Below are 22,845 nucleotides of genomic sequence, written 5' to 3'. Positions count from 1 at the left end.
ACCTGCGTCACGATTTGGTCGGATTCGGCCGCCAAACGCAGACACGGAAACGTTATCTGGGAAGAGACACATGCCTCGAAGCAAGCAGGAAGCCAACCGCGCCAAGCAACCAGCGCTGGCAAACCATTATCGCGCAATCGGCCCGGCCGCGATCGTCGCCGCCCTGCTCCACACCGCGAAGAAGAAAAAGCCGGTGCAGAAAATCGTATCGCCCCGCGCTGCCTGAAGCAGTGCGCGATCGGCCCAAGGGTCGGAACGAGGCGCCAAACCGCACCTCGAACAGAGTTCCTGCTAAAACAGCGTCATCTGACTGTCGTCCGCGCCGGGTTTCCGGCGCTTGACCTTCTCGGGCTCGGGCCCGATCTCCCTCTTCTCCTGAATCTCCGGCCCGGTGTTGGCGACCTTGTTGACGAGGTCGGAGACCGGAATCGCTTCGAAGAAGTCGCGTTGCGCCGGCCGCAACAGGTCGGCGACGTCGCGCGGCTCAAGTCCGCGGCAATCGAGCCAGCGGGTGAAGTCTTCAGGTGCGATCACCACGGGCATGCGGTCATGGATATGCGCGATGTCGGCATTGGCCTCGACCGTCAGAACGGCGCCGGTGTCCAACTCCGAGCCGCCCGGTTCCGCATAGGTTTCAACCAGCCCGGCAAAGGCGACCAACCCGCCATGCCGCGGCCTGATCCAGTAAGGCTGCCCCTTCCTGCCGCCCGCCTCTCCGGGCCGCGCCTGGCGCCATTCGTAAAAACCTGATGCCGGCACCAGCGCCCGGCGATGGCGCATGGCGGCTTTGAACGAGGCCTTTTCGATCACGCCTTCGGAGCGTGCGTTGAACAGCAGCGGAAATTCGCCGACATCCTTTACCCAGGCGGGGATCAGGCCCCAGCGCACCAGCATCGGCCGGCGGTCCGGCAGGTTGGAACCCGGCGCCCGCGGCGGGCCTGAGATCGCCATCAGCACCGGCTGCGTCGGCGCTATATTGTAGCGCGTAGGAAACTGCTCCACCTCCGCCAGCCCGAGGAAAGCGGCTGTCTGGTCCGGTGTCGCGGTCAAGGCAAAACGTCCGCACATGTCTATTGGTCCTGATGTCCGGTTTCGAAAGTGGCGATGGAACAGCAGCACTGCAACCGTTAAAGCTGTCCGGCGTCGGCCGGTCCACAACAGGCTGCCGTAAATCAGGGCGATCGGATATCCATGGACGAAGTGCGAAAAGTCATTCCCGCGGTCTCGGTCGCCGTTGTGCGCGGCGACGCCGTGCTTCTGGTCAAGCGGGCGCGACAACCCTCGCAAGGGTTCTATGCATTCCCGGGCGGCAAGGTCGAAGCCGGTGAGACGCTGGAACAGGCGGCACGGCGCGAATTGCTGGAGGAGACGCAATTGCAGGCCGAAAACTACCGACGGCTGCGCGAAATCCTCATCGACGGCACGCTCGACGGGCATCCGGTCGATTACCTGCTGACGGTATTCGGTGCGGCCCATGCCGGCGGCGAGGCCGTGGCCAGCGACGACGCCGAGACCGCCGCCTTCTACACGCTGGCCGAAATGGCTGATCTGCCGCTTGCCGGTTCGGTGCTCGCGGTCGCCGAGGAACTGCTTGGACGGCCGTCGCAAACCCCTGAGCGACCCTGAAATCCGGAATTCGCCCGGCACAATCGCCTTGCAGGCGGCAAATTGTTTGGCCAGATTGACTTATGCGTTGCCTTCCTCTCCTTCTCGCGACATGCCTTGCCGTCAGCCCTGTGGCGGCACGACCGGCGTTCAGCGCCGAGGCACCCTTCGAACCGGGGCTGATGCGGCTGGCGGAGGTTCTGGGGTCGCTGCATTTCCTGCGCAATCTGTGCGGCGAAAAGGGCGACCAGTGGCGCGGCGAGATGCAGAAGCTGCTCGAATCGGAGAACCCGGATCCGCAACGGCGCGCCCGCTTCATCGCCAGCTTCAATCGCGGTTACCGCTCATTCGGCGGCACCTACACGCAATGCACCGCGTCGGCGACCGAAGCCATCGGCCGCTACATGAAGGAAGGCGAGACCCTGTCGCGCGACATCGCCTCGCGCTACGGCAACTAGCGCATATCGCCCAAAGTGCCCTCGCAAGAGCGCATCCGGCCTTCATCAACAGATATCCGGTCCATTGGCGGCGACTGCGGGCATATCCAGCTTGTGTCGAGAACTGTCATGGTGCAATCCTTTTGTTGCGCTTATGCAACAGCGTTAATGAAACGTTAGCGCGCGGATGTGGAATTAACTCAAACTGAAGGTTTTCACCCCGCAGGCACGCCTAATCGGCTAAGTTTGACCAGGATTGAATGCAGCTTCGCAAGCGCAACCGGCCTCCTGTAAAGAACGATCAAAAAAATGTCGTATTTACAAAGACTTATTTGCGGCTGCGTGTAAACGGAACAGATCAAGCCTGATCCATCGACGGATCGCTGCTTGCAAGGGTGGACATCGCTTATGGAACATGGTGTCAACGACATCGACGCGCTGGTCAGGGAAGAAAAGCGCCTGACCGCGGTGGAGAGCCACAGCGAGGCCTGGGCCGAAGGTCTTTCGGCAGGCATAGAACCCGAGATCATCGCCGAAGCGGCGCTTGAAACCGCGTTCGGCGAAATGCTGCGCGCCAACGGCGAGACATCGGCCCTTGCCCTGCTCGACCGCATGCGTGAAAAGGTGATTGCTGGCGCCTTCGAACCCGAACGGCTGCGGCACTGAACCGACGTCCGGTTCTTTGACGGCAAATGCCGCTCGGGCATCATGCCCGGAAGCAGGGAGAAACGGGCAGTGAATTTTTCGATGTCAGGCGAGCCGCGCGGCTTGGTCCTTTGCATCTGTTTCGCCGCGTGCAGTGCCGCGATCCCCTTGGTTGCGTGTCTGACAAGCAGTCCCGCTTATGCGCTGAGCGAGATCAAGCGCGAAGAATTCCCCTCGCCGGCCCAACCGATGGTGGACGACGACGTGTCGCCGCCGGGAAGCACCGTGCCGATACCCGATCCGGTCGGAACGCCATCTTCGACCAGCCAGCCAACCACTCCGGACAAGGCCGAGCCGGTCACCCCGCCGAACGGCGACGGTGCCACCAACAGGCCGCGCGTCGATCCCGACGCGCCCACGCCGGAGGTCGTCTACGACCTCGGCAAGCTGCCTGAACCGGTGCGGCGCATGCATGACCTGATCATCGAAGCCTGCGAGAGCGGCGACGTCGAAAGACTGAGGCCTTTGATCGGCAAGGGCGACGGCATGACCCAATTGTCACTGACCGACATAGATGGCGACGCCATTACCTTCCTCAAGGGGCTCTCCGGCGACCAGGATGGCCAGGAGATTCTTGCCATACTGGAGGAGGTGCTCAATGCCGGCTATGTCCATGTCGATGCCGGCACGCCACAAGAGCTCTATGTCTGGCCGTATTTCTTCGCTCTACCCCTGGACAAGCTCGACGCCAGGCAACGGGTCGAGCTGTTCAAGATCGTCACCGCGAGTGACTTCGACGACATGAAGCAGTTCGGCGCCTACATCTTCTACCGCGTCGGCATCACGCCCGCTGGGCAATGGACGTTTTTCGTCGCCGGCGACTGAAACTCGGACACGCGAGTGCCTATTCGTGCGGATCGCCTCGTCGAATGGCTGCATCGGGCCCGTTAATATTCCAGTTGCGGAGAAATCAGGAAGGAAACGAAACTTCAGCCAGTGGTCAAAAGAATGCCCTGGCCGAATTTTTCCGCCAGGTTCTGGATAAGCAGCCTTTCAGATGTTGTAAGGCGCTCTTGATCGACAAACCGCCAGTTGCGCTCGTAGATGGCGAAAGCTTCCTCGGCAGGAATTGGGCGCGTTGCATCGCGGCTCCAGACGAGTGCCTGGAGCTCCGGAAACTCAGCGGGAACAATCATTGGCGTGATATCTGTGCGCATAACCCACTCAACTTAGTGGATCGTGCCTAAGAAATCCAACGATGTGAAATGGCTATGCGGGCAACGCCTCGGAGAACTCCACTGCCCTGCCCTGGCCCGGCGTCACGATCTCGCCCTCCCACATGATGCGCTGGCCTCGAATGACAGTGCCGACCGGCCAGCCGGTGACTTCCTTGCCGTCATAAGGCGTCCAGCCGGCCTTCGAGCCGGCTTGTGCATTGGTGATGGTCTCGCGCCGCTTCAGGTCGACGATTGTGAAATCGGCATCATAGCCGGCGGCGATACGGCCTTTCCTGGCCATGCCGAAGATGCGCTGCGGGCCGTGGCTTGAAAGATCGACGAAGCGCTGCAAAGTCAGCCGACCGGCATTGACATGGTCGAGCATGATAGGCACCAGCGTCTGCACGCCGGTCATGCCCGAGGGCGATGCCGGATATGGTTTTGCTTTTTCGGCCAATGTGTGCGGGGCATGGTCGGAACCGAGTACGTCGACAATGCCTTGCGCGATTCCGTGCCAGACGCCGTCGCGATGGCGCGGGGCACGGACGGGCGGGTTCATCTGGATCAGCGTGCCGAGCCGTTTGTAGTCGTCCGCCGACAGTGTCAAATGGTGCGGTGTCGCCTCGCAGGTGGCGACATCCTTGTGCTGTTCGAGGAACAATATCTCCTCGGCCGTGGAGATGTGCAGGACGTGGATGCGGGCACGGGCGGCCCGCGCGACGCGCACCAGCCGCTCGGTGCAGCGCAAGGCGGCGATCTCGTCGCGCCAGACCGGATGCGATGAAGGATCGCCCTCGATGCGCTCGCCAAGGCGTTCGCGCAGCCGGAACTCGTCTTCCGAATGGAAAGCGGCGCGGCGGCGGGTGTTCCTGAGGATCGAGGCGACGCCTTCATCGTCCTCGACCAGCAGGTCGCCGGTGGACGAGCCCATGAAAACCTTTATCCCGGCCGCGCCCGGCAGGCGCTCGAGCTCGGCGACATCGTTGGCGTTGTCGCGGGTGCCGCCGACCCAGAAGGCGAAGTCGCAGTGCATACGGCCGGTGCCGCGTCGGACCTTGTCGGCAAGCGTTTCTTCGCTGGTGGTTAATGGATTGGTGTTGGGCATTTCGAACACGGCGGTGACGCCACCGAGCACCGCCGCCCGAGATCCAGTCTCCAGATCCTCCTTGTGCTCCAGTCCCGGCTCGCGGAAATGCACCTGGCTGTCGACGACGCCCGGAAGGATATGCAGGCCCCGGCAGTCGATCGTCTCGCCGGCCGAGGCCTGGCGCAGATCGCCGATGGCGGCGATGCGCCCATTCTTCACGCCGACATCGCGTTGCCCCTCGCCGTCATGGTTGACCACCATGCCGCCTGTCAGGATGAGGTCGTAGGTGTTGGCCATGCTGATCGATCTCTTGCAGGGGAAGTGTCAGCGGCTTACGTAATGGCCATCTGTTTTGCAAGATCAGGCTTTTATCCGCCCCATGCCCTTTGCCCTGCTGAAAGACCGCGCGCTGATCTCCGTCTCCGGTCCGGATGCCGAACACTTCCTGCAGAACATCCTGACCACCGATCTCGACGCGCTCGGCGCCGGCGAGGCAAAACCGGGCGCGCTTTTGACACCGCAAGGCAAGATCCTGTTTGACTTCCTGATCTCACGGGCCGGCGAAAACGCGTTCCGCCTCGAATGCCGCGCCGAGATCGCTGACGATTTCGTACGCCGGCTGATGCTGTACAAGTTGCGCGCCAAGGTCGAGATTGCCAAATCCGAACAGACGCTTGTCTCCATTGCCTGGGGAAATGAGTCAGCTCCCTCACAAAAGGATTCAACCGTGCTGGCCGACCGGCGCTTTCGCGATGAAAGCGTCACCCGCTCCTATGGCAGCGCTCAAGAGACTGACGACGGTGCCGCATGGCAGGCCTTGCGCATCGCGCATGGCATTGCCGAGAGCGGCACCGACTACCAGCTCGGCGACGCCTTCCCGCATGACGTGCTGCTCGACGAGACCGGTGGCGTCGGCTTCAGGAAGGGCTGCTATGTCGGCCAGGAGGTCGTCTCGCGCATGCAGCATCGTGGCACGGCAAGGCGGCGGGTGCTGATCGTCAGGGCCGAACGGGCCTTGCCTGAGGCCGGCGCCGAATTGACCGTCGACGGGCGATCGGTGGGCACTCTCGGCTCGAATGCCGGCACGATCGGCCTCGGCATCGCCCGTATCGACAGGGTCAAGACAGCGCTCGACGCCGGCCAGCCGATCCTGGCCGGAGACGTGCCGGTTACGGTGGCCATTCCACCTTTCGCCAACTTCAGCTTTCCCCAGGAAGCCGCCGGCACGGAGGAGGCCTGATGGCGGCCGACCGCATCGGTGCGCCGCCACGCGCCTGGCAGCGCATGCTGTCCGGCCGCCGGCTCGACTTGCTCGACCCCTCACCCCTCGATATCGAGATTTCGGACATCGCCCACGGGCTCGCCCGCGTCGCGCGCTGGAACGGCCAAACCCGCGGCGAGCACGCCTTCTCGGTCGCCCAGCATTCGCTGCTGGTGGAAGCGCTGTTTTGCGACCTGATGCCCGATGCGCCGGCGGACGCCCGGCTTATGGCATTGCTGCACGATGCGCCCGAATATGTCATCGGCGACATGATCTCGCCGTTCAAATCGGTGATGGGCGGCAGCTACAAGGACTGTGAACTGCGCTTGCAGCGCGCCATCCATCTGCGCTTCTCCCTGCCGCCGGAACCAGGCGCCGGCCTGCGCAAGGAGATCAAGCGCGCGGACCAGATCGCCGCCTATTTCGAGGCAACGCTGCTCGCCGGCTTTTCGACCGCGGAGGCGACCGAGTTCTTCGGTCGTCCACGCGGCTTCAGTGCCGAGCGCTTCGATTTCACGCCGCGCTCGGTAACCTGGGCACAGAATGCCTTCCTGAAGCGTTTTTCCGCGATCGAGAAGTCGCGGCGCAAGGTTGCTACGGCGGTAGGGTAGAAAACGCTAAATTAACCGGAACAGCCGACAGTGCGGTGTTCGATCACGAGCCGCAGGCACGCCTCATGCCCGTCGTTGACGACAAGGATGGTTCGACCGTCCCTGAACAGGGGGCCGAAGGCGTGGATCGTCGTGATATGGAAGACGAACTGCGCGAACAAAACGAACGCTTTTCGGCCGCCGTCGAGAACATGTCGCATGGTCTTTGCATGTTCGACGCCGACGAGCGCATGATCATCTGCAACGGCAACTATATCAACATCTTCTGCCTCGACGCCAACGTGGCGCAGCCGGGGATCCGTTTCATCGACATCCTGCGGCACAGCGTCGATGTCGGCATCGCCTCGCAAAGCGCCGAAGAACTTTACGCCATCCGCAAGCCCTATATCGATGGAGCGAAACCCTCGACCTATGAGGAGGCGCTCTCTGATGGGCGCATCATCAGCATCTCGCACCGGCCATTGGCATCGGGCGGCTGGGTTTCGATCTACGAAGACATCACCGAGCAGCGGCGCGCCGAACAGGATCTCAAGGAACAGCATCGCCGCTTCGACGCGGCGCTCGCGAACATGTCGCAGGGCCTGCTGATGTATGACGCCGGCGGCAGGCTGATCGTACGCAATCAGCGCATCCTGGAGCTTTATGGTGTGACCGAGGCGGATCTGCCGCTCGGCATGACTCACCGCGAACTCCTCGAACGGCTGGTGCGCCTTGGCGTCTATGCGCCCATAGATGTCGAGGACGAAGTTTCGAGGACCGAGGCTCGCGTGCTGGCCGGCCAGACGCGGTCGACCCCTCGCCGGCTCGCCGACGGACGAACGCTGATGGTTGCCCGCCGGCCGATGAGCGGCGGCGGCTGGGTCGCCACTTTCGACGACGTGACCGAGAGCAGGCTTGCCGAGGAGCGCATGACCCATCTTGCGCATCACGACGTGCTGACCGGGTTGCCCAATCGCTCGGTGTTTCGCGACCGGCTCGACCGGGCACTGGAGGATGCGGCCGCGGGACCGCTGGCAATCTTCTCGCTCGACCTCGACCGCTTCAAGGTCGTCAACGATACGCTGGGACATCCGGCTGGCGACCGGCTGCTGAAAGGCGTGGCCGCAAGACTGCTGCGCTGCGTGGACAACGACGCAGATATCGTCGCCCGTTTTGGCGGCGACGAGTTCGTGATCGTCCAATTCAACGTCGAGGGCCTGGCGAGCGCGGAAAAACTGGCGAAACGCATTGTCGAGGCCATCGCCAAACCATTTCATGACAAGAGCCGGGACATGCATGTTGGCGTCAGCGTTGGCATCGCGCTTTCTCCCGGCGATGGCAGGGACGCCGATACATTGCTGACAAACGCCGACATGGCGCTCTACCGGGCAAAAAGCGAAGGGCGCAACCTGTACCGTTTCTTCGAGCCCGGCATGGATGCCACGGTGCGCGCGCGCCGGGCGCTCGAAGCCGATCTCGATACGGCGCTGCCGAGCCGGGAATTCGATCTCGATTTCCAACCGATCATGGCCATAGCTTCGGGCGAGATTGTCGGCGCCGAGGCCCTGATGCGCTGGCATTCGCCGTCGCGCGGCACTGTGGCGCCGGACGAATTCATTCCGGTCGCCGAGGAAACCGGGCTGATCGTGCCGCTTGGCGAATGGGCGCTGCGAAAGGCCTGTGCGACGGCGGCAGCCTGGCCACCTGGCCTGCGCATTGCGGTCAATGTCTCCGCCGTGCAGCTCAAAAGCGGCGGCTTTGCCCGCAGCGTCATCTCCGCCCTGGCCTTTTCGGGCGTGCCGGCCAGACGACTGGAACTGGAGATCACCGAAACCGTGCTGATGGACGAGAGCAAAGCCGTCCTGAAGACGCTGCGACAGTTGCGTGAACTCGGCATCCGCATCGCGCTCGACGACTTTGGCACCGGCTATTCCTCACTCGGCTATCTCAGGCGCTTTCCCGTCGACAAGATCAAGATCGATCGTTCCTTCATCTCCGATATCGGCAATCTCGACACCGCAGCGATCGTGCGCACCATCATCGGACTGGGCGCCGAACTGGGCATCACCGTCACCGCCGAAGGCGTAGAAACCGAAGCACAGCTCGACATGCTGCGCCGAAACGGCTGCGTGGAGGCGCAAGGCTATCTGATCGGCGTGCCGTCAAAGGCGGCGGAGATTCAGCACCTGTTGAAATCGAGCGCGGTGCGCAGCCAGACCGGCTGACGCCATAAATCAGCGCAGCGTCTCGATGTATTTTTCATGGAAGCCGATATAACCCGGCTCGACAACCTTCAGATGCCGCTCGATCAGCGCATGAAACTCCGGCAACCGGTGGAAGGGCACGCCCGGATAGGCGTGATGCTCGGCATGGAAGGGCATGTTCCAGGCAAGCTTGCGCACAGCCCAGTTGGTCAGCGTCGTCCTGGTATTCTCCAGCATGTTTGCGACGAAGGGGCAGCGGCCATGCTCGGCCAGCAGATAGAGCCGCAGGAACGGCTGGCCGAGCAGCGCGGGAAAGATCCAGACATGGAGCAGCACCGTCGCCTTGAACCACAGCGCGAGCATCAGCACGACGGCGTAGAAGGCAATCATCGCGCGCGCCTCGGCGCGTACCTTCGGACGCCCCTTGGGGGGCACGTAGCTGTCCTGGCAACGTCCCACGGCATTGGCGTAGAGCGTCTTCAAATGCCCCAACCACACTGGAAGTCCGGCAACGTGGACCAGGTACTGCCGCCAGGTTTCCGGCTTCGGGAAAGCCAGCTCCGGATCGCGTTCGGGATCCTGTGTGAAACGGTGATGGGCGAAATGGAAATAGCGGAACCAGTCGGCCGGCAGCGCGATCGCCAGGCTGCAGACACGCGCGACTGCGTCGTTCAGCCATTGCCTTTCGAAAGCCGTGCGATGCACCGTCTCATGCAGCAGCGTGAACAGGAACACGATCAGTATGCCTTGCGGCAGCATCAGCAGCGGCCAGAACGGCACCTTGGCGGCGATCAACGATCCGAGGAGCAGGATCGCGCCGAGGTGGAAAGCGAGCTGAACAAGGCCGGGCCCATCCGACTTGCCGGTTAGCCGGCTGCGCTCCTCATTCGTCAGCGAGGCGATCACGTCACGATGATCCATAGGGGCATTCCGGCCGATTGAATTCATTCGGTCAGCATACCCCAGCAAGAAACCTTTCTAACAACGAGGATTTCTGCAATATAGATAAGCTGAACTTATCTTTTTGGTCACCGCCATGGTTGCAATGCCATCGTTGCGAGGTCTTCAGGCCTTCGAGGCGGCTGCGCGCACCGGCAGCTTCGCCGCGGCGGCGGAAGAGCTTTCGGTCTCGGCCGCCGCAGTCAGCCAGCTCATCCGCATCGTCGAGGAGCAAGTTGGCCGCAAGCTCTTCCACCGCGCCAACCGGCGTGTCGTCCTGAGCGAGGCTGGCGTCGAGATGCTGCCTCGATTGACCATGGCCTTCCAGGAAATCGGCAGCGTCTCGCGCCAGCTTGCAGGCGATGCGTTCCGCCCGCGGCTCGTCGTCTCGGTCCCTCCGTCCATGGCCATGGGCTGGCTTTCCGAGCGCCTTGCCGGCTTCATCGCCATCCACGGTGCCGTCGACATATCTCTCAGGGGCGATGACGACCCGGTGTCGTTCGACCGCGACCTGATCGACCTCAGGCTCTCCTACGGTCCGCACTATCGTGAGCACCCGATCGAGGACATTGTCCAGGACGCGGTCTATCCCGTCTGCGCGCCAAAGCTCGCCAGCGTGCTGGAGGCGGATGGCGGTCCGCTCGCCGGGCTGCCCCTGATCCACACCGACTGGGGACCGACCGGCGCATCCTTTCCCTCATGGCGCAGTTGGTTCGAGGCGGCCGGCATAGCGCCTGGGCGCGGCATTCAGCGCGGCCTGTCGGCAAACTCCTCGCGCGCGGCGCTCGACCTCGCCATTTCGGGACTGGGCGTGGCGCTGGCGCAAGGGATCTATTGCGCCGAGGCCGTGGAGGACGGCCGGCTGGTCCGGCCTGTCGCCAAGGCGATTGCGCTGCGCCAGCCCTATTGCCTGACAATTCCGCAGCGGAGCGCAAGAAGGGACGTCGTGGCGGCGTTCCGTGACTGGCTGGTCGATGAATGCCAGCGCGTGGTGAACTCGCCGGCGCTCCGCTGAGCCAGCAAGCGGCGATGGTCAGAGGTGCCCGCTCAATGCCTCGACCATGTCCTTGTTCGCCGCCACGGGCACGATCTCGAACTCCACCAGATCCGCCCACTCGATCACCCAGCGCTGCAGCAGCGTGACGTCGTCGGTCTCCACCAGCAGGAAACAGCGGCTCATGTCCGCCGCGATCCAGCTATGGTGCACCAGAAGCTCCTCGGGCTTCAGGCGACCGTAATCGCGGAAGCGGCGGTAGATCTCCTTGCGGTCGCAGCCGCGAAAATCCTCGGTCACCAAAAACAGCATCTCTGCCCCAATCGGATAATTATCGGCCCGGCCGCTCCAAACGTTCCAGGAACCATTGCGTCAGCCGTACCCAGACCTCGTCCTTCTCGCCGGAGTCCTCCCAGCCATGATCGAGGTTGGGATTGTCGTTGACCTCGATGACGAAGACGCCGTCCTTGGTCTCCTTGAGGTCGACGCCGTAGAGGCCGTCGCCGATGCAGCGCGCCGCCTTGACTGCCGTCTCGACGACATGGGGCGGCGTCTCCTTCAGCGTGAAGGTCTTGATGCCGCCCTGGTCGGGCTTGCCGCTGGCCTTGTGGTTGACGATCTGCCAGTGCTTCTTGGCCATTAGGTAATGTACGGCAAACAGCGGTTGGCCGCCGAGCACGCCAACACGCCAGTCATATTCGGTCGGGATGAATTTCTGCGCGATCAGAAGATCGGAATCCTCCAGCCATTCGGTGGCGAGTGTCTTCAATTCCTCGAAATTGGCGCATTTCTTGACGCCGCGCGAGAAGGAGGAATCCGGGATTTTCAGCACCAGCGGAAAACCCAGCGTCTGCGCCGCCAGTTCAAGGTCGGAAGTGCCGGCTATCATCACGGTCGGCGGAACCGGCACCTTGTTGTAGGCCATCAGCTCGTTGAGATAGACCTTGTTGGTGCAGCGGATCATCGACAGCGGGTCGTCGATGACCGGCATGCCTTCCTGCTGGGCGCGGCGCGCGAAACGATAGGTATGGTTGGAGATCGAGGTGGTCTCGCGGATGAACAGCGCGTCGTAATTGGCGAGCTTGGCGAGGTCCCTCTTGGTGATCGGCTCGATTTCGACGCCCATCTTTTCGGCGATCCTGGCCCAGTAGCGCAGCGAGGAGATTTCCGAGGGCGGCAATTCCTCATGCGGATCGACCAGCGTGGCGAAAGTGTAGCGCGCCGGCGTGCGGCCCTTGGTGTCGCGCCATTCGCGATTGGTATAGGTGTCCAGGCATTGCAGGAAGAAGCTCTCCTCCTCCTCGGTCATGCGCGCCAGGGGATGAAAGCCGATCTTGCGGATCGAGGCCCACTCGGCGCTGTCCTTGATGTGGACCTCGAGCGCCGGCGCGCGGAACCAGTCGAACAGGAGCTTGGCGAATCGGTCCCACACCTTGGACGGGCCAATGCCGAAGAAGATGCAGACCTTCGCCGGAAAAGCGCCGCCAAGATCCTTGCGGCACTTGTTGAGCGCCAGCTCCAGTTCGGGCAGCGCATGTTCGTAAAGCTTGCGCTCCGACAGATCGATCATGGTTTCTACGGTCGGGATGACCTTGTGGCCGCGCGAACCCGCCAGCAGCGAGGCATAATAGCCGCGGCTCTGGTAGCCGTAATTGTTCGACAGGTTGATGACCTTGGGACGCTGGCCGCGAAACAGCGCCGGATGCGCGAGATAGTCGCGGTTGGTGATAATCTTGTGCGGTGTCGCCACCTGGTCGAGATCGCTCTGCCGGCCAGTTAAGATAACCCAGGTCATTGTTATCAGCGCTTCCCCAGAGTGATGGCGGCGCGCAGTCCGTCGCGGCCGAACTGCGCCATGTTCATAAAGATGCCGTAAGGCACGGGAATGTTGGCGGCATCAAGGATGGTCTCCTGCCTCTCGTCCTCAACCCAGGGATCGTGGATCAGGATATGGTCACCGTCGTCGCCGATGGCCAACACCCAGTGCGGCACCTTCTTGCCGAACATCAGGAAGCCGCTGATCAGCACCAGCACCAATTTTCCTTTCGCGATCGCGGCGCGAATGTCGTCGATGGTGAATGAACGGTAATTCACCGGGATGCCGTAAAGTTCCGCGCGTCGGCGAAAGTCGACCTGGGCCAGTTCCATCACCCGGCGCTTGTCCGCGCTGCGCACCGACTGGAGGAACAACGCGCCGTAGAACGACACGTAAATCTCGGCCGCAAGGCCGCTCTCATAGCCGGCGACCGCGAGGCCGAACGGCTCGCAGCCACCCGGGCCCGACATCATGAAGACGGTCGTCGCTTCGCGCCAAAGACGAATTTCCCTGACCGGGTCCGGTACGAAGTCGTGATCGAAATTGCCCATGGCCATCATCAGGCAGCAGGGACCGCAAGTGAATTCGCAGGTCTGCTGGTAGAACGGCACGCTGGTGGCGGCCGGAAGTTCGCCGCGCAAGGTCTTCTCGTAGCGCAGCGCCGTGGCGCCGTCCTCGTAGTAATCGGGTTCGCGGCCGATCTTGCGGTAGCCGGCCCGCTCGTAGATGCTGATGGCGCGGGCATTATCCTCCCGCACTTCTAGGCGCAGCATCATGCGATCGTGTTCGAAGGCCGCCTCCTCCGCCGCCACTAGCAACCGGCGGCCGATGCCGAGGGCGCCAAAAAAGGGACTGGTGGCGATCGAATAAAGGCGCGCCACGCCGCTGCCCTTGCGAAACAGCACAATCGCATAACCGGCGACGCGGCCATCTCTTTCGGCGACCAGCGTCTCGGCGGTCTCGCGCTCGATGAACTGTCGGAAGGAGCGACGGGAAATGCGGTCGCTGGAGAAAACAGCTTTCTCGATGGCGGCGAGATCATCGACGTCAGTCGCGCGGGCCGTGCGAATCTCGGCAGGCATGCGGGCTTGGAAAACCTCGATTGGGTTGTGATGAAGGCCCTATTCGAAACGTCCAGACACCAGCCCAAAACGGCAGCGCCCATCCAGCGCTATCGCACCTCGATTAGGGCCGAATTGTGACAGATTGGCGCCAGCCCGGGAGGACAAAGGCTTTGAACCAGGTCACCGTTTTCGAGTAGGCGGCGGCGCCAAAAAACGATGCTGTTCAACTCGCCAGGCCGGCCAGAAGCTGGCTGTAGGCGCTCTTGGCCACGATGGCCAATTGCTCGCGCGGCACTGAGCCGACGACAGCGCAGCCATAGCCCTTGTCCAGCCAGTAGACGGCCTGCGGGCCGGCTTGCGCCGAAGCGTAGGTCCCCCTGGCGTTCTCCACCGATTCGGCCGTTACAAAGAGCGATATGCGCTCGCCCTTGTCGTCTTCATAGAGCAGCATTGCCGCCTTGCTCTCGCCAGCCGGCAGCAACCTGCCGCCGACCAGTTGGAACCCGCTGCCGGTCAAGTCCGGCGCAACCAGCTTCAATCCGACCCGGTTGGACAGCCAGGTCAGCAGATGATCCTTGTCGCTTGCCGGCACTTCCACCGCATGCCGCTTCTCGGCGGCATAGATGACATGCGCGGCGATCGCCTGCTCGGCCAACTGATCCTCGGCCTGATCTTCCCGGCCAATACCGTCGCTGCCGGCAAAGTAGCCGCCAAGCCCGCCCGCGGCCAGTAGACCGGCAGCGGCGGCGGCAAGCCACCAGCGCGAGCGTGGCATTGGCGTCCTGGCTGGCGTCTCGCCAAGCACCACCTTGCGCAACCGCACCGGCACCGGCTCGTCGATCACGCCAGCGAAGGCATCTCGCAATGCCGTCCTGTCGGCGATGAAACGGGCGCTTTTCGCCTTCATCTCGGGAGTGGCGTCGAGCCATGCGTCATAGGCGGCGCGCTCATCGGCCGGCAACTCGCCGTCGAGTGCCATGTGGATGTCGCGTTCGGAGAAATCGCGGCGGATCATTTCTAGACGATCCTTATCGAACGGCGGCGTGCCGTGTCGTCCAGCAGTCCGCGCAACTCCTCGCGCCCGCGCGCGATGCGCGACATCAGCGTTCCCGCCGGCACTCCCAGGATGTTGGCGGCCTCGGCATAGGAAAAGCCTTCGATCGCGACCATGACGAGTGCGGCACGGCGGTCGGGGCTGATCGCCTGCAATGCGTCGACGATCTCGCGCGAGGCGATGCTTTCCACCTGCTCGGCCGGCTGTGCAACCGCCTCGCCCGCTTCCAGCGACAGCATCGCGGCTTCGCCGCGCCGGTTCACTTTGCGCATCTGGTCAATGAACAAATGATGCATGATCGTAAACAGCCACCTCCTGGGGCTTTCTCCCGTCTGCCAGTTGTCGAGCCGCATGAGGGCCCGTTCGAGACAGTCCTGGACGAGATCGTCGGCGGCGTCGCGGTCGCGCAACAACGAGCGTGCGTAGCGGCGCAGGCGCGGTATTTCGCCGAGGATTGCTGCCTTCTTTTCGTCCATGACCGCTGGTTTCGGAATTGCCCTATTCATCAGATTGAACGCGCCTTCGCGGCGCGACGCAAGCAGCCAGTGCGAAGCGGTCCACCGCCCCGGTCACCCAAGCAATGATGTAACGATGGAAGCGGCGGGTTTATTCCCGCAATCAACAGGAGGCCAACTACGCCAAATCGGTCTTGAGAAAGTCATTGCCTTTAAAGAGCAACGGAACATCAAGAGCCTTGGCGCAGGCGTAGGAAAAGCAATCACCAAAATTAAGGTCGGCCGGATGACCGACCGCTTTGCCGTACCGGATGCTGGCATCAATGGCGCGCCCCCCGATATCCTCGTTGATGGCTACATTGCGAGCGTCGATCTCAACAATGAACGCATCGACCAGATCGCGCGCCGCAGACAGCATTTCGGGAGTCGGCTTTTTGGCACCGGCATTCACTCGCCCGAGGGCAAGCGTAGCTTCGAGCCGAACAAGCGCTGAAATGTACAGCTGACCGTCGACGTCGGCGATCCGCTTCAGCAATTCCTCCCAACCCGATTCCTTGGCGAGAATTGCAACGACAACCGATGCGTCGACAAACATCAGTCTTCCCACATCTCGTCCATGAATGCCTTGATGTCGAAGGTGGTGTCGGACGGCCCCAACGCCGCTGCTTGCGCTTGAAGAACGGCAATCCTCTCCCGCAGCGGTTTGCGGGCGCGGCTTCGTTCAAGTTCGTGCAAAAGCGCGGTTCGCACGGCTTCCGTTTTGCTCGGCGCATTCGTCTCGCGCTGCAATTTCGTCGCCAGAGCATCTACCTCATCGTCGCGGATATAGAGCGGCATTTGAATATCTCCCGTGGAATATTCATATATTCCATTTTGAATATTCAAACAATGCTAACCCTCAAGTCTCTTTCGCCGCCCTGGTCAAAAGCCGCTGGTAAAACAGGCCGATGCCGATCAGCACGGCGCCAAGGCCGATGAAGGACAGCGCGCGAAGCACACCCTCCAGCTCCGACATGTCGAAGAGGAACACCTTCAGTACGGCGACCGCGATCAATGCGGCCGAGGCGATGCGCAGCACCTGCGATTTCAGCCAGACGCCGGCGGTCAGCAGCGCCACGCCGATGATCAGCCAGAGTGCCGAATAGGTGTAGGTTTCCAACTGGCCAAGGCCGCTCCACAAGCCGATGAACTCACCCTTGAACAGGCGCCGCACCGACAACGTGGCATAGGCGAAGGCAAGCAGTGCCGCCACCAGCGCCAGCATGGCGGCATACCATTTCGGCCGCTTGTTGCGGGCATAGAGCGCAAGCCCGCCGGCTGCGACCGCCGGCAGGAGATAAGCGAGGAACAACAGGTTGAAGGCCGGGATCTGCCCGGTCGACTCGTCGGTGAAAAGCGGGTTCAGCACCAGGAAATGCTGCACGACGATGAAGGCGACCGAAATCACGCCCGCCGCCATGGACCCGTAGCGTAGCACGGAACTTGGCGAGCGCCTGTCGATGGCCACGAGTATGGCGCCGGTGCCGATCGCGATCAGCGTGTAGATGGCCTGTTCGGCAAGTGTGGGCGCATCGCTGTTGAGAACACCGCCATGCATGGCGTGGCGCACCAGCACGGCAAGCGTCAGCAGTGCAAACAGCGCCGCCGAAGCTTCCATGGCCAGGCGCGGCCGGCCGTCGGTGGTGCGGGCCAGTTGCCAGGCGGCGAAAGCGAAGGCGAGCGCCGGCACGCCATAGCCCGGCAGCAGCCAGTTGAAAACCGGGGTCGTCGACAGGAACCCGGCACCGACGACGGTCGGATCGAAGATGACACGTCCAAGCACCGCCGCGACCGCGCCGACCGAAATCCAGCCGAGCACCGGATAGGAACGCCAGCGCGTGGCCAGCGCCGGCACGATTGCGGCCGCACCAAGCAGGATGGTTGTCCAGCCGGAACTGAAGGCCATATGCAGCATCAGCAGGCCTGCGAGCGCGGCTCCGCCGAGCGCGAAGGATACGGCCGCCCTGCCCTGCAACGGCGGTTGCTCGCCGCGCGCGATCCACTCGCCCACGGCAGCGAAAACCACGACCAGCAGCGCCGCCACGGCGGCGTAGGCAAGATCGCGGTCGAGATTGCCGAACGTGAACCAGAGTGCCAGCAGGACGACCAACGGCACGATGACGCCCCACGCCGCCCATGACGCAGCGCGGAAGTGGGGCGCGGCGGCAAATTTGCGGGCGGCCCAGAAACCGGCGCCGATGAAGACAAGGCCAAGCGCAACACCGATGCGCAAGGTCAGTGCGTTCGATGTCGCCAGGGGCACGGCGTCGATACCCAAGACGTCGCCGGAAAAATCGGAAGCGATCGAAGTCGGCGGGATGATGCCGAGATAGATCAGCACCGTCACCAGTCCCGCCGCATAGAGCAGTGGCAGCGCCGGGGGGCGGTAGAGCGCGACGGCCACCATCGCGGCGAGCACGACGGCTCCCGGCAAGGCATCGCCGGCAGCGACGAAGGCCGCATCGACCGAAAGGTCCAGCGCCGAGAGGGCAACAAACAAGCCCGGCGCGACGGAGGGCCAGTCGAAAGCCCTGCCTGATCCGCTTTCGTCGCTGCGGCGGCCGAGCCAGACGAAGGCGAGCACGGCGAGCGTCACGGTGTTCACGAACAGGATCACGGATAAATTCGCGCCCGGCGCATCGGTCATGTAGAGGATCGTCCAGATGCCGGTACCGACAAAGGCCGCCGTCATCAGCAACTTCCAATCGCGCATGCGGGCAATGACGCCACTGGCGGCAAGCACGATCGCCAGATAGCCGAACAGGGCCCAGGGATTGGGCGCCTGAGAGGCAATCAGCATCGGCGTCACCATGGCGCCGACGAGGCCGATACCAGCCAGCGCCTGGCCGTGGACAAGGGCGGCGGCAATCGTCGCTATGCCGATGGCGCCGAGCAGCGTGAAGGCGAGCGCCGGCCCGATAAATCCGTAGATGCCATGTGCGGCATAGACGGCGCCGAACAGGATGAAGGCGCCCGCCGCAGTCAGGATCGCCGGGATGTAGGCGCCTGCGGCGCCTTGCACGGGCACCCTGAAGCCGGTGCGGCGAATGAATTCGCCGGCTGCAATCAGCACAAGGCCGAGCAGCCCGGCCATGGTTAGCCGCACACCGGGGCCGAAAATTCCGGCTTCGATCGTGTAGCGGATGAGAAACAGGCCGCCCAGCGCCAGTGCCAAACCGCCGACCCAGACCGCCCAGCGGGTGCCGAGCGCCGTTTCGATATCGGGTTTGCCGGGCGCTTTCACCGCTGCGACAGGCTCGGCTACCTTGGGCGCCGCCTCGCCTGGTGTCCATGGTCCCGGCTTGACCTCGTCCGTCGCGGCGTCGGTTTCCAGAGCCGGCAGCGCCTGCCCGGTGGCTGCCTCGCTGGCCGTTGGCGAAACGACCACGGCCGCAGCAACAACGGCTTCGGCCGGCTGGCCCTCGGTCGCCGCCGGTTCGGACTGCTTGGCGAGAGGCGGCACGGCGCCGGAAAGGACGAGGCTCCGCAGTGCGCCTAGCTCACGCTCGATCAGTCCGATGCGGCTCTGCTGGCGCGAAATGATGACGAACAGCGCGATGATGGCGACAAGGCCGATCAGGCTTTCAAACATGGCGGCTCCCCCAAACCAGACCAGTTGCTACTGACAATCAAATGTGGCCTGCAAACGACCAACGGCGTCGGATCGGCGGCTGGAAAGATCGAGCATGTTTCGGCGTCGAAAGCCAGCGGCTTGCGCCTATTGGCCCTCGGCATCGGTTGCGAATGGCCGGTTCCCGGAACATTGCCTGCCAAACCCGCAGCCGGTGGCCTATGATACCTTGGCCGCAAAGGGTTCTCCAAGCGATGTCATGAGAATACGCATGCCGCAACGAAGCGCAGGACTGCTGATCTACCGGCGAAACGCCGGGGCCCTCCAGTTCTTGCTCGTCCATCCGGGTGGACCATTCTGGGCAAGAAAAGATGAGGGGGCATGGTCGATCCCCAAAGGGCTCGTCGACGAAGGCGAGGACGAGTTGAAAGCCGCCCGACGTGAGGCGGAAGAAGAACTCGGCGTCGTCATCAACGGCGACTTCCAGCCTGTCGGCAGTTATCGGCAGCCTGGCGGCAAGATCGTGAGTGCGTGGAGCGTCGAGGCCGATGTCGACACCGATGCCATCAGAAGCAACATGTTCACCATGGAGTGGCCGCCAAGGTCGGGATCCATGAAGGCATTTCCCGAAGTTGACCGGGCCGGTTGGTTTTCAGAGTTGGAGGCCGGTCTCAAGATACTCAAAGGCCAGCGCGCGATCCTGGACGATTTCGTGGAACGGCAAAAAGCCGGATAGGCGCCTGCTGTTCTCACCGGTCGTCCAGTGCGTGTTGGACGATCCTTATCGTGCCGCCAGATTGGCGGCCGGGAAGATCGAGCATGTCTCGGTGCCGAAAGCCAGCAACTTGCCGCCGGCATCCTTCAACGTCGCCTCGGATACCGCCAGCGTGCGACCCTTGTGAATAACCTTGCCCTCACAGACCACCTCTCCGGTCCTGGGCGTGATCGGCCGCGTCAGGTTCACCTTGAATTCCGCCGTCGTATAGGCCTCGCCTTTTGCGAGCAGCGTCTGCACGGCGCAGGCAAGCGCCGAATCGAGCAGTGTCGCCGCCCAGCCGCCATGCACGCCCCCCAACGGGTTCAGGTGGCGCTCGTTCGGCACACCCCGAAACACGGCACGGCCTTCCGAGACTTCGGTCAGCGCGAAGCTGAGCTGGAAGGAAATCGGCGGCGCCGGATATTTGCCATCGATGATGCGCTGCAAAAGTTCCAGGCCGGTGTAGGCAAGCATGTCGGCATGCGGAATGGTGCCGAGGCCGAGCGGCGAGACCCGGCCTGGATAAAGTTCCACTTCGCTCATGTGATGATTTCTCTCGCGGCGGTTTCTCCCGACAGGCCTTTTGTCGTGTGGTGCTTGCGCAGCGCGGCGAGGAAGCCGGAGCGCGCGTCCGGCTGCTCGATGCCGCGCGGCTCGTAGACGTGACGGGTGAAGAAGAAGCCGGTGAGCCGGAAGGCATCCTGGATCGCCGCCGGATCGGCGCGCAGGCCGGAGCCACGCAGGAAGGCCGGCAGCGCCAGCATCTTGTCGCGCCAAGGCGCGCCGGCTTCCCGCGACACCGCTCGGCCCGATTTCGGCGAGACATAGGCAAGATCCTGCCGCGTGCCGGTCGCGGCGCACTGGCTGAGATCGAGACCGAAACCCAGTTCGTCGAGGATCAGGAGCTCGAAACGGGCCACCAGTTCGCCGGCCGCATCGACGTCATCGAGATGCACGATCATCACCGACAGCGCCTCGTAGAGGCCGCCATGGGCGTCGCGCTCGGGCAACAGGCGCAGATGCGCGGCCATGGTCTGCAGGCCATACACGGCGACCGCACTCTCCATCAACCTGGCCGCATTCATCTCGATCGCTTCGGCCTGGAACGTGCCGAGGTGCTCATCAAGGCGCGCCCGCCAAAGCAGGTCGACACGGTTGCCGGGCTGGAGAACAGGCTGCTGCTTGCGCGAGCGCCCGCCACGCACGAGGCCGAGATGGCGGCCATGCGCACGCGTCATCACCTCGAGGATGGCGCTGGTTTCGCCATGCTTGCGGGTGCCGAGAATGATTCCCTCGTCGCGCCATTCCATGCCTGGAGCATTTCACCGATCGGGTGGCGAAATCAAGGTACGGGCTTGGTGCCTGGGCTGGCTCTCGCAAGGGTGCATAAAAAGCCGCCCGCAGCATAGCTGCGGGCGGGTCTGGTGGGGTCAGTCGATCCGTTAGAACGAGCGCTGGAAGCGGAGGATGCCGCCGACGCTGCTCTTCTTGTCGGCCTTGGTCCAGTTGTTGAAGTCGGCGTCGTCGAATTTTCCTGCATTGAGGTAATCGACTTCAGCCGTGATCGTGTAACCGGGCACAATCGTGTATGCGACGTTGGCAGCGACGCCGAGGTTCTTCCAGTCGTCATAGGAGATCTGGGCGTTGAACGAGGTCTTGTCGTTGAACTTGTAGGTGCCGCCACCCCAGATCGCCCAGTTTCCGCCCCACGGCTTGTATTGGGTGCGGCCCGTGCCGAAGTCGTTGATGTTGTCGTTGGTGCCGTAGCCGCCCATGACGAACAGCGTCAATTCCTTGCCGACATTGACGTCCAAGCGAACCTTGCCGGCCACTTCCTCGTAGTTGCTGTCATAGGCGACGACGCCGGTGACCGCACCCCAGTCGCCCTTGTACTTCAAGCCGCCGACGACATGCGGAACATAGCTGTCGATCGTGTTGACGCCGGTACCTTCTTCGAGCGAGACCACGGCCGAGAAGCCGCTGCCAGCGTCGAAATAGTACTGCACGACGTTGGTATCCTTGATACCGTACGGGATGATCGTGTCCTGGATGACGTTGCCGGCATAGCCGATAAACGAATCGTATGCCGTTTCATCCTTACCGACGCGCAGGCCGCCGAGCTGAATCCAGGCGAAGTTGAGGGTCGTCGCCTTGTTGCCGGCCTGCCAGCCAGTGCCGCCAGTCTCATAGTCGCCGCTGCTGTTGCCAAATTGAAAGCGAGTCTCGGTGTAGGTCTTCAACGTACCGAGCTCGGTTTCCTGGCCGGTCCAGGTCTTCAGCGCGAAGCGCATGTTCTTGTAGTAGGTGTCGTGGCTATCGCCGTCCATGTGATCGGCAACGTTGTTGACGCCATCCAGCGTGCCGCTGTCCCCGACGCCTATGTCATAGCGGAGATAGCCGCCGATGCGCAGGCAGGTCTCGGTGCCGGGGATATAGAAGTAGCCGGCGCCGTAGACGTCGCAGATCCTGACGTATTCAGCGGGTTCCGGCTCGGCGACGACGACAGCGTCGGCGGCGCGAGCGCCGGAGACCGCGATCAGTGCCGCGGCTGAGCCGAGAAGAAGGCTCTTGATGTTCATTTTCTGACCTCTCCAGTCAAAGTTAAAAATGGCTTCGGATTTTGGTTGGCGGATATATTTTCCCGCCTCACCACAACGAAAAAGGCCCGCACCGCGTCCCCTTTTCGCGGCGAACATACCCATCAATCTTCCGCCTTCAATGACAATTCCACAAACATTCGGGATTGATGACATAGATTAAATCCGTGTTGCAGAAATATCACTGGAGAATTCACTTCAAATTACGGCACCGCACAAGTGGAACATTGTCATATTTCCGTAATAATTCCCTGTATGTTCCAATTTTATGATGATATTCTACGAACACCAATTGTTTGAGAAACTTCGCGTAAATAAACCCACTTCCATGGTCGTTTCTACCTAGCCATTCCCCAGCCACGTGAAACCGAAGCCGATCCCCTCGAAGGAATCTTTTCAGCGGGTCACGGGCACGCCGGAACGGACCACAGGCCATGATGGGAAGATCAATCCGACGTCGGCGGACTCGTCTGCAAGAATCCGCGCTGGCCAACTGAGAAGTCTACCCAACGG

25 protein-coding genes are annotated in these 22,845 nt (G+C 62.6%); 10 read left to right on the top strand and 15 right to left on the bottom strand.

The window, feature by feature from the left end:
* Positions 1-70: 70 nt before the first annotated feature.
* Complete coding sequence (locus FJ951_RS24730) at positions 71-226, top strand: hypothetical protein (RefSeq protein ID WP_140494544.1); 156 nt, start codon at positions 71-73, stop codon at positions 224-226.
* Positions 227-291: 65 nt separating this feature from the next.
* Here FJ951_RS24730 and FJ951_RS24725 read toward each other — a convergent pair whose 3' ends face one another.
* Entirely contained in the window at positions 292-1,068 is a 777-nt protein-coding gene (locus tag FJ951_RS24725; protein ID WP_140517820.1) for an SOS response-associated peptidase, read from the bottom strand.
* Between the two features lie 123 nt (positions 1,069-1,191).
* Between FJ951_RS24725 and FJ951_RS24720 the strand changes: the two genes are divergently transcribed.
* The 4 genes from FJ951_RS24720 (at position 1,192) to FJ951_RS24705 (ending at position 3,572) form a co-directional block, all read left to right on the top strand.
* Positions 1,192-1,626, top strand: coding sequence for an NUDIX domain-containing protein (locus tag FJ951_RS24720; RefSeq protein WP_140494548.1), 435 nt, complete (start codon positions 1,192-1,194; stop codon positions 1,624-1,626).
* 62 nt (positions 1,627-1,688) lie between these two features.
* On the top strand, positions 1,689-2,063 hold the full coding sequence (locus FJ951_RS24715) for a TIGR02301 family protein (protein ID WP_140494550.1): 375 nt from the start codon (positions 1,689-1,691) through the stop codon (positions 2,061-2,063).
* Positions 2,064-2,450: 387 nt separating this feature from the next.
* Complete coding sequence (locus FJ951_RS24710; protein ID WP_008874920.1) at positions 2,451-2,708, top strand: hypothetical protein; 258 nt, start codon at positions 2,451-2,453, stop codon at positions 2,706-2,708.
* 69 nt (positions 2,709-2,777) lie between these two features.
* Positions 2,778-3,572, top strand: a complete 795-nt coding sequence (locus tag FJ951_RS24705) for a hypothetical protein (RefSeq protein ID WP_181168440.1) — start codon at positions 2,778-2,780, stop codon at positions 3,570-3,572.
* A 104-nt stretch (positions 3,573-3,676) separates the two neighbouring features.
* On the opposite strand, the gene FJ951_RS24700 is transcribed toward FJ951_RS24705, so the two are convergent.
* Positions 3,677-3,904, bottom strand: a complete 228-nt coding sequence (locus FJ951_RS24700; protein WP_140494553.1) for a hypothetical protein — start codon at positions 3,902-3,904, stop codon at positions 3,677-3,679.
* A gap of 52 nt (positions 3,905-3,956) precedes the next feature.
* Positions 3,957-5,288 (bottom strand): dihydroorotase, encoded by a 1,332-nt coding sequence (locus tag FJ951_RS24695; RefSeq protein ID WP_140517819.1) that lies wholly within the window; start codon positions 5,286-5,288, stop codon positions 3,957-3,959.
* An 82-nt stretch (positions 5,289-5,370) separates the two neighbouring features.
* On the opposite strand from FJ951_RS24695, the gene FJ951_RS24690 reads away from it, so the two are divergent.
* From FJ951_RS24690 to FJ951_RS24680, 3 genes are all read left to right on the top strand, one after another.
* Positions 5,371-6,231: a folate-binding protein YgfZ gene (locus FJ951_RS24690; protein WP_140517818.1), complete on the top strand. Its 861-nt coding sequence runs from the start codon at positions 5,371-5,373 to the stop codon at positions 6,229-6,231.
* Entirely contained in the window at positions 6,231-6,863 is a 633-nt protein-coding gene (locus FJ951_RS24685) for an HD family hydrolase (protein ID WP_140517817.1), read from the top strand. Before FJ951_RS24690 ends, FJ951_RS24685 begins: the two co-directional genes overlap by 1 nt.
* A 65-nt stretch (positions 6,864-6,928) precedes the next feature.
* The gene (locus FJ951_RS24680; protein ID WP_140517816.1) at positions 6,929-9,067 is read left to right on the top strand and encodes an EAL domain-containing protein; all 2,139 of its coding nucleotides are present in this window, start codon (positions 6,929-6,931) and stop codon (positions 9,065-9,067) included.
* A 9-nt stretch (positions 9,068-9,076) separates the two neighbouring features.
* Here FJ951_RS24680 and FJ951_RS24675 read toward each other — a convergent pair whose 3' ends face one another.
* Positions 9,077-9,967 (bottom strand): fatty acid desaturase family protein, encoded by an 891-nt coding sequence (locus FJ951_RS24675; RefSeq protein ID WP_140517815.1) that lies wholly within the window; start codon positions 9,965-9,967, stop codon positions 9,077-9,079.
* A 115-nt stretch (positions 9,968-10,082) separates the two neighbouring features.
* Between FJ951_RS24675 and FJ951_RS24670 the strand changes: the two genes are divergently transcribed.
* Positions 10,083-11,000 carry a LysR substrate-binding domain-containing protein gene (locus tag FJ951_RS24670; protein ID WP_140517814.1) on the top strand — a complete coding sequence of 306 codons (918 nt, stop codon included), beginning with the start codon at positions 10,083-10,085 and terminating at the stop codon, positions 10,998-11,000.
* Between the two features lie 18 nt (positions 11,001-11,018).
* Here the strand turns inward: FJ951_RS24670 and FJ951_RS24665 are convergent, their stop codons facing one another.
* The 8 genes from FJ951_RS24665 to FJ951_RS24630 all read right to left on the bottom strand — a co-directional run bounded on the left by FJ951_RS24665 (position 11,019) and on the right by FJ951_RS24630 (position 18,999).
* Positions 11,019-11,291 carry a DUF3303 family protein gene (locus FJ951_RS24665; RefSeq protein WP_140517813.1) on the bottom strand — a complete coding sequence of 91 codons (273 nt, stop codon included), beginning with the start codon at positions 11,289-11,291 and terminating at the stop codon, positions 11,019-11,021.
* Positions 11,292-11,310: 19 nt separating this feature from the next.
* Complete coding sequence (locus tag FJ951_RS24660) at positions 11,311-12,774, bottom strand: RimK family protein (protein ID WP_140494569.1); 1,464 nt, start codon at positions 12,772-12,774, stop codon at positions 11,311-11,313.
* Between the two features lie 5 nt (positions 12,775-12,779).
* On the bottom strand, positions 12,780-13,877 hold the full coding sequence (locus tag FJ951_RS24655) for a GNAT family N-acetyltransferase/peptidase C39 family protein (RefSeq protein WP_140494571.1): 1,098 nt from the start codon (positions 13,875-13,877) through the stop codon (positions 12,780-12,782).
* Between the two features lie 205 nt (positions 13,878-14,082).
* The gene (locus tag FJ951_RS24650; RefSeq protein WP_140517812.1) at positions 14,083-14,874 is read right to left on the bottom strand and encodes an anti-sigma factor; all 792 of its coding nucleotides are present in this window, start codon (positions 14,872-14,874) and stop codon (positions 14,083-14,085) included.
* A 2-nt stretch (positions 14,875-14,876) separates the two neighbouring features.
* A complete protein-coding gene (locus tag FJ951_RS24645; protein ID WP_140494575.1) occupies positions 14,877-15,389 on the bottom strand; it encodes an RNA polymerase sigma factor in 513 nt (170 codons plus the stop codon).
* Between the two features lie 157 nt (positions 15,390-15,546).
* Entirely contained in the window at positions 15,547-15,963 is a 417-nt protein-coding gene (locus tag FJ951_RS24640; protein ID WP_140494577.1) for a type II toxin-antitoxin system VapC family toxin, read from the bottom strand.
* Positions 15,963-16,205, bottom strand: a complete 243-nt coding sequence (locus FJ951_RS24635) for a type II toxin-antitoxin system VapB family antitoxin (RefSeq protein ID WP_140494579.1) — start codon at positions 16,203-16,205, stop codon at positions 15,963-15,965. The genes FJ951_RS24640 and FJ951_RS24635 overlap by 1 nt, the downstream gene beginning before the upstream one ends.
* A gap of 61 nt (positions 16,206-16,266) precedes the next feature.
* Positions 16,267-18,999 carry a DUF2339 domain-containing protein gene (locus FJ951_RS24630; protein ID WP_140517811.1) on the bottom strand — a complete coding sequence of 911 codons (2,733 nt, stop codon included), beginning with the start codon at positions 18,997-18,999 and terminating at the stop codon, positions 16,267-16,269.
* Between the two features lie 250 nt (positions 19,000-19,249).
* Between FJ951_RS24630 and FJ951_RS24625 the strand changes: the two genes are divergently transcribed.
* A complete protein-coding gene (locus FJ951_RS24625; RefSeq protein ID WP_140517810.1) occupies positions 19,250-19,714 on the top strand; it encodes an NUDIX domain-containing protein in 465 nt (154 codons plus the stop codon).
* A gap of 45 nt (positions 19,715-19,759) precedes the next feature.
* Here the strand turns inward: FJ951_RS24625 and FJ951_RS24620 are convergent, their stop codons facing one another.
* The 3 genes from FJ951_RS24620 to FJ951_RS24610 form a co-directional block, all read right to left on the bottom strand.
* Positions 19,760-20,278 carry a PaaI family thioesterase gene (locus FJ951_RS24620; protein WP_140517809.1) on the bottom strand — a complete coding sequence of 173 codons (519 nt, stop codon included), beginning with the start codon at positions 20,276-20,278 and terminating at the stop codon, positions 19,760-19,762.
* Entirely contained in the window at positions 20,275-21,045 is a 771-nt protein-coding gene (gene recO / locus FJ951_RS24615) for a DNA repair protein RecO (RefSeq protein WP_140494585.1), read from the bottom strand. The genes FJ951_RS24620 and recO overlap by 4 nt, the downstream gene beginning before the upstream one ends.
* Positions 21,046-21,177: 132 nt before the next feature.
* Positions 21,178-22,314 (bottom strand): porin, encoded by a 1,137-nt coding sequence (locus FJ951_RS24610; RefSeq protein ID WP_140517808.1) that lies wholly within the window; start codon positions 22,312-22,314, stop codon positions 21,178-21,180.
* Between the last annotated feature and the right edge of the window lie 531 nt (positions 22,315-22,845).

Source organism: Mesorhizobium sp. B2-2-3 (genome assembly GCF_006442405.1).
GTDB lineage: Bacteria > Pseudomonadota > Alphaproteobacteria > Rhizobiales > Rhizobiaceae > Mesorhizobium.
This window is presented reverse-complemented; position numbering and strand designations above follow the sequence as displayed.

Coding starts and splice junctions, on each gene's coding strand:
- FJ951_RS24625 (WP_140517810.1), top strand. CDS start 19,250: ATGCCGCAACGAAGCGCAGGACTGCTGATCTACCGGCGAAACGCCGGG.
- FJ951_RS24645 (WP_140494575.1), bottom strand. CDS start 15,389: ATGGACGAAAAGAAGGCAGCAATCCTCGGCGAAATACCGCGCCTGCGC.
- FJ951_RS24620 (WP_140517809.1), bottom strand. CDS start 20,278: ATGAGCGAAGTGGAACTTTATCCAGGCCGGGTCTCGCCGCTCGGCCTC.
- FJ951_RS24690 (WP_140517818.1), top strand. CDS start 5,371: ATGCCCTTTGCCCTGCTGAAAGACCGCGCGCTGATCTCCGTCTCCGGT.
- FJ951_RS24715 (WP_140494550.1), top strand. CDS start 1,689: ATGCGTTGCCTTCCTCTCCTTCTCGCGACATGCCTTGCCGTCAGCCCT.
- FJ951_RS24630 (WP_140517811.1), bottom strand. CDS start 18,999: ATGTTTGAAAGCCTGATCGGCCTTGTCGCCATCATCGCGCTGTTCGTC.
- FJ951_RS24665 (WP_140517813.1), bottom strand. CDS start 11,291: ATGCTGTTTTTGGTGACCGAGGATTTTCGCGGCTGCGACCGCAAGGAG.
- FJ951_RS24655 (WP_140494571.1), bottom strand. CDS start 13,877: ATGCCTGCCGAGATTCGCACGGCCCGCGCGACTGACGTCGATGATCTC.
- FJ951_RS24725 (WP_140517820.1), bottom strand. CDS start 1,068: ATGTGCGGACGTTTTGCCTTGACCGCGACACCGGACCAGACAGCCGCT.
- FJ951_RS24680 (WP_140517816.1), top strand. CDS start 6,929: ATGCCCGTCGTTGACGACAAGGATGGTTCGACCGTCCCTGAACAGGGG.
- FJ951_RS24700 (WP_140494553.1), bottom strand. CDS start 3,904: ATGCGCACAGATATCACGCCAATGATTGTTCCCGCTGAGTTTCCGGAG.
- FJ951_RS24730 (WP_140494544.1), top strand. CDS start 71: ATGCCTCGAAGCAAGCAGGAAGCCAACCGCGCCAAGCAACCAGCGCTG.
- FJ951_RS24685 (WP_140517817.1), top strand. CDS start 6,231: ATGGCGGCCGACCGCATCGGTGCGCCGCCACGCGCCTGGCAGCGCATG.
- FJ951_RS24635 (WP_140494579.1), bottom strand. CDS start 16,205: ATGCCGCTCTATATCCGCGACGATGAGGTAGATGCTCTGGCGACGAAA.
- FJ951_RS24695 (WP_140517819.1), bottom strand. CDS start 5,288: ATGGCCAACACCTACGACCTCATCCTGACAGGCGGCATGGTGGTCAAC.
- FJ951_RS24660 (WP_140494569.1), bottom strand. CDS start 12,774: ATGACCTGGGTTATCTTAACTGGCCGGCAGAGCGATCTCGACCAGGTG.
- FJ951_RS24720 (WP_140494548.1), top strand. CDS start 1,192: ATGGACGAAGTGCGAAAAGTCATTCCCGCGGTCTCGGTCGCCGTTGTG.
- FJ951_RS24610 (WP_140517808.1), bottom strand. CDS start 22,314: ATGAACATCAAGAGCCTTCTTCTCGGCTCAGCCGCGGCACTGATCGCG.
- recO (WP_140494585.1), bottom strand. CDS start 21,045: ATGGAATGGCGCGACGAGGGAATCATTCTCGGCACCCGCAAGCATGGC.
- FJ951_RS24675 (WP_140517815.1), bottom strand. CDS start 9,967: ATGGATCATCGTGACGTGATCGCCTCGCTGACGAATGAGGAGCGCAGC.
- FJ951_RS24710 (WP_008874920.1), top strand. CDS start 2,451: ATGGAACATGGTGTCAACGACATCGACGCGCTGGTCAGGGAAGAAAAG.
- FJ951_RS24670 (WP_140517814.1), top strand. CDS start 10,083: ATGGTTGCAATGCCATCGTTGCGAGGTCTTCAGGCCTTCGAGGCGGCT.
- FJ951_RS24640 (WP_140494577.1), bottom strand. CDS start 15,963: ATGTTTGTCGACGCATCGGTTGTCGTTGCAATTCTCGCCAAGGAATCG.
- FJ951_RS24650 (WP_140517812.1), bottom strand. CDS start 14,874: ATGATCCGCCGCGATTTCTCCGAACGCGACATCCACATGGCACTCGAC.